7 protein-coding genes are annotated in these 10,890 nt (G+C 37.1%); 1 reads left to right on the forward strand and 6 read right to left on the reverse strand.

The window, feature by feature from the left end; genetic code table 11:
- Positions 1–477 precede the first annotated feature (477 nt).
- Complete coding sequence (locus SD31_RS16495) at positions 478–894, forward strand: hypothetical protein (RefSeq protein WP_156138222.1); 417 nt, start codon at positions 478–480, stop codon at positions 892–894.
- On the opposite strand, the gene SD31_RS15060 is transcribed toward SD31_RS16495, so the two are convergent.
- The 6 genes from SD31_RS15060 to SD31_RS05535 all read right to left on the reverse strand — a co-directional run bounded on the left by SD31_RS15060 (position 891) and on the right by SD31_RS05535 (position 10,813).
- Entirely contained in the window at positions 891–1,517 is a 627-nt protein-coding gene (locus SD31_RS15060) for a hypothetical protein (RefSeq protein ID WP_156138223.1), read from the reverse strand. The two genes, SD31_RS16495 and SD31_RS15060, sit on opposite strands and share 4 nt — an antisense overlap.
- A 667-nt stretch (positions 1,518–2,184) precedes the next feature.
- Positions 2,185–4,653, reverse strand: coding sequence for an Eco57I restriction-modification methylase domain-containing protein (locus SD31_RS05515; protein WP_052258693.1), 2,469 nt, complete (start codon positions 4,651–4,653; stop codon positions 2,185–2,187).
- A 3-nt stretch (positions 4,654–4,656) separates the two neighbouring features.
- Positions 4,657–7,494: a helicase-related protein gene (locus SD31_RS05520; protein WP_039053401.1), complete on the reverse strand. Its 2,838-nt coding sequence runs from the start codon at positions 7,492–7,494 to the stop codon at positions 4,657–4,659.
- A gap of 14 nt (positions 7,495–7,508) precedes the next feature.
- Positions 7,509–7,997: a DUF559 domain-containing protein gene (locus SD31_RS05525; RefSeq protein WP_231561211.1), complete on the reverse strand. Its 489-nt coding sequence runs from the start codon at positions 7,995–7,997 to the stop codon at positions 7,509–7,511.
- Between the two features lie 4 nt (positions 7,998–8,001).
- Entirely contained in the window at positions 8,002–8,328 is a 327-nt protein-coding gene (locus tag SD31_RS05530) for a DUF1998 domain-containing protein (protein ID WP_039053403.1), read from the reverse strand.
- Positions 8,315–10,813, reverse strand: a complete 2,499-nt coding sequence (locus SD31_RS05535; protein WP_039053404.1) for a helicase-related protein — start codon at positions 10,811–10,813, stop codon at positions 8,315–8,317. The genes SD31_RS05530 and SD31_RS05535 overlap by 14 nt, the downstream gene beginning before the upstream one ends.
- Between the last annotated feature and the right edge of the window lie 77 nt (positions 10,814–10,890).

A 10,890-nucleotide genomic window follows, 5' to 3' on the forward strand; every position in this document is an offset into this window, starting at 1 on the left:
ACACAGTCGCCTCAAGGTGAGTATAATTTTTTGACTGTCAGGAGAAAAGCAGAACCTATCCAGATTGTTTAAAWTWAGTTGAGGAGAAAGTTAAGCCTGAAAGAAATGAAGTTGATGAGGCAAAAAATTCTTGGAATAGATCTGTAAAAACAAAATGGTGGCAATTTGGAGGCTTGGAGAAAGGGTTTAGATGAGACAATAACTAATTCAGGCTTAGAACAGGTAATGGTCTTAAATCGGCATTCAAAATACCTACTAGTATCCTTGTGTCCTAGCAATATAATATTTTCGGAAGCGACAATCGTCTTTTCATTTGGTACTTACTCCGAATTTGCTCTATTGAACTCCTCATTTCACGATATTTGGGCATGGGCATTTAGTTCTACTATGGGTAGCAGTACATTAAGATATTCTGCATCGAATTCCTTTGAAAGTTTCCCGCTAATTTCAATTTCGAAAACTAGCAAACTTGATAATTTGGGAAACTTATTACATCAGAAAAGGGTTGAGTTAACCAGTAAGCTCAAAATTGGATTGACAGATTTGTATAATCTTTTCCATAACAAAAATCTAAATTTTGATGTATCTCTTCAGGAAGAAATTGAAGAACTAAGGCAATTACACTCCGATATTGATAATGAAATAGGAAATATATTAGGTTGGAATGACCTTTCACTGAACCATAACTTTTATGATTTAGACATTCTGCCTGAAAGCGATCGGACTCGTTACACTGTACACCCTCCAGTTAGGAGGGAAATTCTAAAACGTTTACTCATACTGAATAAGTCTATATATTCAGAAGAACAAAATAAGGCGCTCTCTTTACTAAAAAAGAAAGCACCTAAGAAAACTATAGACTCAAATGTAAATGATTTGTTCTCTAACTTTTAAAATAATAAGTTGCTAGAATTATTGTTATCCTTTTTTCTTAACCTTTTAGGGGAGTTTGTGGACAGATGCTCCCCTTTTTCGGCTTTATGTCTTGCTTGATTAAGTAATAACAATCGCTTGAGTATTTCATTTTTGACTTTAGGATGTATATCAAATCTAATTATTGTATTTTCATTTTCTGTTTTGTAAAATCCCAAATTTATTTCAATGTCAGTCCAACCATAGGATTCTATTATTAATCTGTCTAATTCTTCCTGCTTTGCTCTTAATTCTTTTATTAAGTCAACTACATGGTCATAGATATTAAGTTTATCCATAACCCTCAAATGATTTTGAAGCCATTGTATATTTTCTAAACCTAACAGGGAATCGTGATATAAATTATATAATTTGGTAAGACCAATGTTGGCCAACACCATAATATCTTGTCTTAATTTAAAATAATCATAAGAAATTTTTGAAATTTTAACTTGCAACAATCCTTGAACATCCGGAAAAGGGAATGTTTCAAAAACATCTGATGGAGTATATCTCGTATCGGACTTTAAAGCAGAAGCGTATTTTCTCACCCATAAATGATGTAGAGAATTTTGCAAAAGAACCAAAATGGAAGTAATCATCATATGCAAAAACTATACACATCATTGAGATAACCATATTGCTTGGTACAAATGTAAAAGCAAGTGTTTTACTTACTTGTGCTATTGCAATTACCTGTTCTAAGCCTGAATTAGTTATTGTCTCATCTAAACCCTTTCTCCAAGCTCCAAATTGCCACCATTTTGTTTTTACAGATCTATTCCAAGAATTTTTTGCCTCATCAACCTTCATTCTTTCAGGCTTAACTTTCTCCTCAACTATTTTAAAACAATCTGGATAGGTTCTGGCTTTTTCTTCCGGCCAGTCAAAAAAATTAATAACTCACCTTGAGGGCGACTGTGTAGGACTATTGTTAAGGTCATCTCCATTTAAATACGGGAAGAGCACTTCTTTGTTTCTCGGATCTTTTTCTATCAAATTTTGAGCTTCTTCTGGAGACAGTATAAAACCTTTACCCAATACATAACTACCAACGAAACTTTTATTTTGATTAACTAATAGATTATATGGTTTTCCTGAGACBTCTCAKSATAAATATGGTGTAATTACTTTCCACCGATTTACCATCCAAAATAAATGGACCATTCCACTTCCCTTTGTATATCGAAACAAGGGAAACCTCTACTGCTGCTACGCCTGGCCATTTCATTGAACGAACAGCGTGGTTTATTACACCTCCTTTATTGCATATCACATCCAAGCCACCTTCCTTGCATTGCCCTGTGCAATCGTATTCGTTGATATCAATGATTGGAAACCTCCAGGTTTGATTATGTCATAAATTCTTCTAAAGAAGTACGTTACCAAATCCACAGCTCCAATTGGTTTGTAAGTATACTTTACGTATTCCAAGAAATCGGAACCATATTTACCACTTAACTTTTGCCCACCCAAAAATGGCGGATTCCCCAGAATACAATCAAAACCACCTTTTTGGAACACTTCAGGATATTCTAAAAACCAATGGAAGAATTTCTTGTCTTCCGCTACAGCCAAACTGGCTCCTCGGTCTAAGATTTGTGTGCCGTTGTCTAGGTAGTTTTTGTATTTCGCGTGGGTAGTTAACTTTTCTTTATTGCCTTCGGTTTTTGGGATAAAGAATTGTGCCACCTGCAGGTCTGCCAATTGCTTAATGCGAAACCATTTCTTTCCTTGGGTTAAGGCTTCGTAAGCTTTCACTTTGGTTTCAATCTGGGCAGGAGTATACTCTGGCATTTGGGCAAAGTCGATAAAGGCTTTTTGCAAACCACTTAAATCCTCGTCCACCTCGGCGAGGTTAAACAATTCGGATAAACCTTTTTTGCGCTCCATCTCGTTACGCTTGCGAAAAGCATTGGCAATGTCTTTATCATCACCCGGCAACGCTTTAAAGGCTTCTGTGGCAATACCGTTTTGCAGTTCTTCGTAATGAGCCAATCCTACAATGGCATTCCCGTTTTTGATACGGTGGTCTAAGAAGTTCAAAGGCTCACCCGGTTCGTGAGCTTCCAGCCAAAGAGCTACTTTACATAGTTCTACCGCCAAAGGATTTAAATCCACCCCGTAGATACAATGGCGTATAACATCGCGTATTGCGACACGCAAAACCGATGGCGTTGGTTGGTCTTCACCGCTTCGTACTTTAGCTAATTCAAAACCAATACGTCGTGCCGCTGCCAATAAAATATGTCCCGAACCACAAGCCACATCACAAACTGTAATGCTCAATAAGGCTTTTTCGGGATCGGCTTCTTTTAATTTATCGGCAATAATATTATCCAAAGAATGGGTAATCAGTGGTTTCACCAATTCTTCAGGCGTATAATGTGAACCCGAAGAAGAACGGTCATCGCCTTTTTTAAATCGGAACGTGGCATTTTCCACCACAGGCTCATATTCCAATAATCCTTCGTAAACCGAACCAAATTCTTCTACATCCAAATCAGCATAGTTGACACGCACCGTTTGTTTGTTTTCATTCTCAAACGTCACTAAGAAACGGAAAACTTTCAATACAGTTTCGTTATTCAAAAGCGTTCCTTGTAAACTACTGATGGCATTGCTGTCAAAAATTCCCGAACCTAAAGCATCTACTCCTAAGGCTTTACCAAATTTGGCATCTTCAAACAAACGGAATGTGGTGAGTAAAGACTGCCATAAATCGGTTTTCTTCGGATCGATATAAATGGCTTTGCTCACTAAATAGGTCAATCGCTGAATGCTATAATATTGGTAATAAATATCATTCAGTTTTCGTTCTTCCTCGGTGAGGTTTTCTTTGTAAATGAGATTTCGCTCTTCTATCACCAACAAAAACAAAATACGATACACCGAACGCAAAATGTGGATATAATAATCCTTGGCTTTTAACCGATCGTTTTCAAAAGCATCACGTAACGCCGTGTTTTCAGGTTGTGCTAAAAGACCATTGGCTAAATGCAGGATAGAATTTTCTACCGCTGCACTCAAACGCTCACGAATACGGGAACCCGATGCCAAGGCTTCGTTATGGTAAAATTCTAAAATCGAATCTTTGGCTTCTTCTTTTTTGTCGTTGATACGAGAAGCGTGCAACAAACGATAGAATAAGGCAAACTCCGCATAATGTCCTTCTTCGAGCATTTGCTCCAAGTTGAACTCCAAATAACTCAAACGAGACAAACGAGTGGCATCTCTTAGCACACGGAAATAAAAACCATTGGTAACAAAACCGTAAATATGTTCGGTAGAATTGATGTATTCCTGCACCAAAGCGTGTGGCGATAGTCGTACCCCAAATTCGGCCTTTTTATCCAAAGATTGCTCGCAACCTACAATATGAATCGGGAAGCCGTCTTTATTAGTAGCACGATGCGAAATGGCATAGGATTTTTCATTGACCATTTCTGCACTAGCTAAATTAACTTCATACCCCAGTTGAGCCAATAAAGGAAGTATCCAATATTTACGTGTTTCGGACGTTCCGGTATCATTGGGCGAAAGACTGCTTCTTTTTTGTTTAAAGATTTGCCAATGTGTATTGATTAAGCTCCAAGCATTGTTGATTTCGTCACGAACCTGCTCAGCAGGTTTTAATCCAAAATCTTTTGGAGACTGAAAACGAATATCGTCCTGACGGATTTTTTCTAAAATCTCGCTGGTGAAAATATTCCCTTGTATATTGATTGTCGTTAATTTCATAGTTTAGAACAAAGCTTTTGGTTTAGGTAACAAGATATATACACCCATCACATCCGGTGGCAATACCGGCGTTGACTTTTCGTAGCTTCTACCACCGATTAATGCTTTGAATCGTCCGTGTGCTTCCACCAGTTTATCGGCTCGTTCGGTCGCTATTTCAATGAAAATATCTTTCTTATCTGCAAAACCATTTAATTCTTCTTGAATCTGTTGTTGTTGACTTTCTTTGGATTCGTTGGTAAGTGGAATGGCTTCCATCAACAATGTTTTAGCCTCTTGAAACGGAATGGTCTCGACACCCGATTCTGTATTTCGATACGCCCATAAGTACATTTCCTCCGCAACAGATTCTTGTTTGGAACGCACTTCTTTTACCACATTACGGACCCTAAACATCACCATCACTGTACGCTGATGTACATTTTCTGTACGAATAACAGAAGATCTGGCAATGTTATAAGGATTACCCGATTCTTTATCGAAAGCATTGCTGATAATGAAATGGCATAATTGCTCTACAAAACGATGGTTACGTCCAATGTATTTGTACCCTTTCTGTGTAGGCGATTTGAAGGAAATATAAGCTTCTAATTTTCCTTTATTCAAATCGACTTCCGAAACTAAAGCAGCTTTCAAATGAGCCGGTAAATTGGTGACTTGTACCCGATAACCTTCGGTTTTCTTTTCTATTGCAGCCCCTAAAATTTGAAGACCGTAAATCACAAAGGATTCCACCGTTTGTAAATCACCTATCGCTTCATCCACTTCTTGCAAATCTTTTTTAATCGTCTCCGCATCTACCGCTTCGTGGGCAAAAATGGTACGTATATTTTCCCCTTTACGACGTGCTGCTTCCAATTCACTCTCAATTTTCTTTGCATCGGCCGCAAATAGGGTTAACTGCTCTGCTTCACTTTCTGTACGAAGGATTTTATTGGTTAATTCCGTCATCAAGGATTTGTTATTTTCTCCAATGGGAATACTTACACCAATAGAACGTTTGATATCCCGCACTTTACGAATCAACACTTCGAGGATAAATTTATCCATCGGGTTGTTGTCTCCATACAGCATATAAGTTTTGATTTCGGGAGCAGTTTGTCCATAACGGTCCACACGACCTTCCCTTTGCTCAATACGGTTCGGATTCCAAGGTAAATCGTAGTGTAAGACCGCATTGAAATGTTCTTGGAGGTTAATCCCTTCCGACAAACAGTCGGTAGCGATGAGCACTCTTTTCTCAAATGCCCCCATTCGCTCTATTTCTTCCTTACGTTGCTCATCGGCCAACTCGGAAGTAATGGCTTGCACCAAAACTGATTTGGATAGGTTTTCTTTTAAGTATTTCTCTACATATTTAGCGGTAGCGATATAATGGCAGAAAACAATTGGTTGGAATCCTTGACCCAACCATTTTTTCACCAAATCGATGGTATGTTTGAGTTTGATATCTTCTGCTGGATTTTGAGATAAGGCTTCTGCGGATTTTAATAATTGAGCAATTTGATACTGTTCATTTTCTTTATAATCTACGGCATTGAGTAAATCCCCTCTGGAAAAATCCACACCGAATTCACTTTCTTCAAACAACGTATTTTCAATAGCATCCTCACCAAGACTTGAAAACTCTTCTTCGCCTTGTAATTTGGCGTATCTGTTTTGCAACATTTCAATGGCCATGGCCGGGCTCGACATTGCCCCTTTTATTAAAGCAATCGCCGCCCAAGAACGAAGGAGTTTGGTGTTTTCATTATCGGTTTCTACAGTTGAAATACCTCTTGCAAAAGCTACTAACTGATTATAAAAAGCCTTTGTTTTTTCGGATAACTGAATACCGATTTCTTTGGAATCTCTTTCAGGGAAAACCGTGTCTTCATTCAACCAACGTTTGATATTCTCACGTTTACGCTGGATAAAGTATTGAGCAATTTTACGTCTTTGGGATGGGTCTAAATGCTCAAAATCCAAGTTTTCAAATTCTGGTTTTAATAAACCTAATAAAGAGGTAAACTCAGAATCTTTACCACTGTGAGGGGTTGCAGTAAGTAAAACCAAATGTCTGTCTTTATTTTTAGCGATATCGTGAATCAAGTCATAACGCTGCTGTTGATTTCTACCTTTTGTACCGGCTGGTCGTGTTGCCGTATGTGCTTCATCCACAATGACCAATTCGGGGCAATCATTCAAGAAAATTCCTCTTCGTTTATCCGTTTTGATATAATCAATCGAAATCACCTGATAAGGAATATGATAAAATACCGAACGATCATCGGCAATCATTCTATCTAATCGCGAAGCGGTGCTGGAACGGACGATTTCCGCATCGATATCTAATTTATCTTTTAACTCTTGCTGCCATTGTTCACACAAATGTGGCGGACAAATCACAGCAAAACGTTTAACTTCTCCTCGCTCGATTAATTCCTTAATAATCAACAAAGCTTCAACTGTTTTACCAATACCTACATCATCTGCTATCAAAAGACGAGTAACATTTTGTTTTAGTGCCATTACTAAAGGCACCATTTGATAAGGTCGAGGTCTAAAGGATAATTTACCCATACACCTAAACGGCCCTGCGGCATTTCTCAAGGATAAACGAGAGGCATTGTAAAGCAATTTGGCCGTTTCGTAGTTGCCAATATCATCAGCAGTAGGTTCCGAAAAGGTGGCTTTTTTTACTTCTTCATCACCAATCGCCAAAGGCAAAAAGACCGCAGTGGTTTCCTCATCGGAACCACCCAACGGTTTTATTTTTAATAATTGATCGTTATCAGAAGGCAGTACCATCCAATCACGATTTCTATATGTTATTAAGTTACCTGGTGTAAACTTATTCATAGTATTTCTTTCGCTTATTTAACTTTTCTAAAAATATCTTTTCTTCTCTGCACTAATTCCTCTAATGGTTCATCATATCGCCAAACGATGACATCATAGCCTGCATTTTTAAGTATGGTTCTTTTGTTCAAGTCATCGGCAGACACTTCCTGCTTATCGTGCACCGAACCATCTACAAATATGAACACATGATTGCCATTATTTTTATACACAAAGTCAGCACTGATATAATAATCGGTTAAATTTTGCTGGGCCATATCCGGCAATGCATAATCATTATCGTAGAGATATTTTAGAAACTTGAATTCTGTACTACTATTTTTATCGTAAGCTCCTAAGAGATATTTGTAATGTTCGTCACGGTCATTGTTAGTCCCTTGTACCACTTCAATGTCGCAATCCATTAATTTTTCAATAATTTCCCTTACGCTGCGTCTATCGATAATCTGATGATGAATTTGGTTATAATAACTCAACAAATCCTGATAGGAAGCTCTAGGCAAAGATTTACCAAGCTCTGTTTCTTCTCTTTGTTTGAGGGTCGTAATGAATGATTTCATAAGCCGCCTCAAACCATTCTTTCATTTTAGGAGGGTTATTAATCAATTGAGATAGAATTCCCAATGAGCCTTCAGAAGCTTCGTGAATGAGAATATTCGGCTTTTCCTGATCGCCAATAATGCTTACAGCAATTTCACTTTCTTCTACCAAGAATAATTTTTCAGTTGCTCGTTTCAGTGCATAACTTAAGGTGATGATTTGGTCTGGATTGGCTCCTAGATTTCCCAAAGGTTGTAAATAAAGTACGTCAGCAGTATCCTTAGTGTACAGCATTATATCTTTGGTATGCTCTATTAAATCCGGATTTTTCTCTAATTTGTTTTTGTTGAATCCAAGCACCATTTCTTTGGTCAATTTTAAAACGATCCTCTTTCGAGCGTTTTGCTTTTTTATTAACCTTGAACAAATTGGCTGTTTTACTAAAATACAGTTGAAGGATCTTTTCTCCGCCTACTTTTAAAACCACCGATTCTGAATGCTCAATGCCTTTGGGGAAATTAAAGTATGAATGAATTTCGTATCCCGAACGACTACGTTCCTCTTCAATACAAGATATTTTTTGAATTGGAGCTCCTTCACATTCGGAAAACTCAACCACATTCGTGTAAATTTCGAATGCATCTCCTTGTAATGATTTTTGTGAAATAGGATCTACATTTGCCACTTCGGCTTCCTCATTAAAAAAGGCATAACCTGTATGTTTTGATACTTTTAATTTCTCCAATTGATTATCCAAATCCGATACTACCATTCTGTTGATACGGAATTTACTTCCTGAATGATAAATAGTATTCAATGGACCGAATTCTGCTAAAGCTAAGGATCTAGGTCTCGAGATAACTTCTACATCATCCTTATAGGATTTACCTAATATAGCTCTGGTGGGCAATCTTGTGAAATTATAACCCGGTAAGAAACCTTCAGCAGCTAAATATCGGAACACATAGAATTCGGAATTGCTCGAATTCTTTTGTTCTTCGTTTTTAAGAACAGCTATTTGATTTCTCGCAAAACGCTCTTGTCTGGTTGCGTTTTTCCTTTCTTCACTATCAGCCTTATAGGTATGGTTATCCAAGATGGCTTGAGCTTTATTTCGAGCAGTACACGCATTTTGGAACATACGAATCCATCTGTGGAATGCGGCAACAAATCGGTCAGGGAAAGTTTCGACTTGTTTTTCAATCCATTGATCTGTAAACCATTCACTTTTAGCTAAGTCTGCACTAATACTTTCTATTACTTTCTTAAAATCTTTTGCAAACTGACTTTTAAACTGGTTTATATTTAGTATGATGCGTTCGAAGATATCATTTTTAACGAATATATCTTGCTCATTACTTAAATCTAAAACATCAGCAACTGAAGTTGTCATTTCAGAAATTTCCAAATTCATCAATACAAATGAATTGAGATGAGAAAGAATCAATTCTTCATTGAGCAAATCTATTTTAGGAGGCTGCACTGATCCTGCAACCATTTCTGCAGCATTTTTAAAGTAGTTGACATCGTGTGGTGACATCGTAGAACAATAGGTAAATACCAATGCGGTTTGTCCACCACGACCAGCACGACCACTTCGTTGTGCGTAATTAGCCGCATTAGGCGGTACATTGCGCATATGTACTATATTAAGGTTGGCTATATCAATACCTAGCTCCATAGTAGGAGAACAATATAAGGTTGATATCTCTCCTTTTCTAAATGCTTCCTCTCTTTCTATTCTTTGCTGTGCGCCAATTTGCCCTGTGTGTTCTTTTGCAATTAACTCTTTAGAGAAAGATTTAAAATCTGTTTTGTATAATTTTTGGAAAAAGAGGTTCGGTCTAATTTTTAGATTTTCATCTGAAACATTGAGTCGAGTTTCATCGAAACTTACATATTCTTCATTTCCTTTCTTCCAAAGGATATGGTCTGCTAATAATTTATAAGATGTCAAATCACTCTTATTGTCCTGAATTGCTACAATTCCAACAGGGCTTAATTTACTTAATATTTCACATAAGTATGATTCATACTCGTCTTTTTTCAACTTTGAAAAGCCGTGCTCTTGTCTAACTCTATTGATGTATTTTCCTAAATTAGAACGAACACCCAATGAAACTAAATATTTACCATAAGGACGTTTTTTGGGAATTGTAAACACCATCTCGGCAGATCTATCCAATTTTTCATTAGTATCTAATGACCATAAAGAATTGGGATTTAATCGATCTCGCATTAGAGTTTCGATATTAGCAATATCATTGAAAAATCTATGTTCAAATGCGAAGTTGGTTCTGAAATAATCTAAGATATTTTTGATAAAAGTGTATCTCTCTTTAACTGAAGCTGTATTCAAAAATTCAATGTCCTTAAATCGGTCATCAAGTGAAGCTAATTTTTCAAGATTTTTATAATCAATTTCTAATAAAGCTGCTTGTTCTAAGTTAGGTAATGTATATCGCCAACCTCTCTTTAAATCTTGTAGCGTTCTGTAAAGTAATAAATGCTTGAGAGCTTCAATATTCCTTTCATCCGGGAAATCCGGATCATTGGAAGGATATAGAGCATAATCAGATTCTCTTAAGTCAAGTGTTTTGTATAAAGATTCTGGAATTTCATGAATTTCAATAGGTTTCTCCTGATTTTTTATTGCATGAAATAAGGTCGAACGCAATCTAATTGTGGTATAAAAATCATTAAAATGCCCAGCTTGAAGAGAAGCATCTTGTCTGTTGTCGGTAAAACTTAAAAGTTTTTGTATCTTGTACTTTTCCACCTTGCTGCATTAAGGTATTCTATAATGACATAAGACAATATGGATGTCGCCGTGCTTCTCCCTTCCGAACCCAATCG

Origin of the sequence: Sphingobacterium sp. T2, assembly GCF_000814685.1 — a bacterium.
Lineage (GTDB): Bacteria > Bacteroidota > Bacteroidia > Sphingobacteriales > Sphingobacteriaceae > Sphingobacterium > Sphingobacterium thermophilum.

What these genes read in the sequence shown, in the direction of transcription:
- SD31_RS15060 (WP_156138223.1), bottom strand. Translation starts at nt 1,517, where the DNA reads ATGATGATTACTTCCATTTTGGTTCTTTTGCAAAATTCTCTACATCAT.
- SD31_RS05515 (WP_052258693.1), bottom strand. Translation starts at nt 4,653, where the DNA reads ATGAAATTAACGACAATCAATATACAAGGGAATATTTTCACCAGCGAG.
- SD31_RS05520 (WP_039053401.1), bottom strand. Translation starts at nt 7,494, where the DNA reads ATGAATAAGTTTACACCAGGTAACTTAATAACATATAGAAATCGTGAT.
- SD31_RS05530 (WP_039053403.1), bottom strand. Translation starts at nt 8,328, where the DNA reads ATGCTGTACACTAAGGATACTGCTGACGTACTTTATTTACAACCTTTG.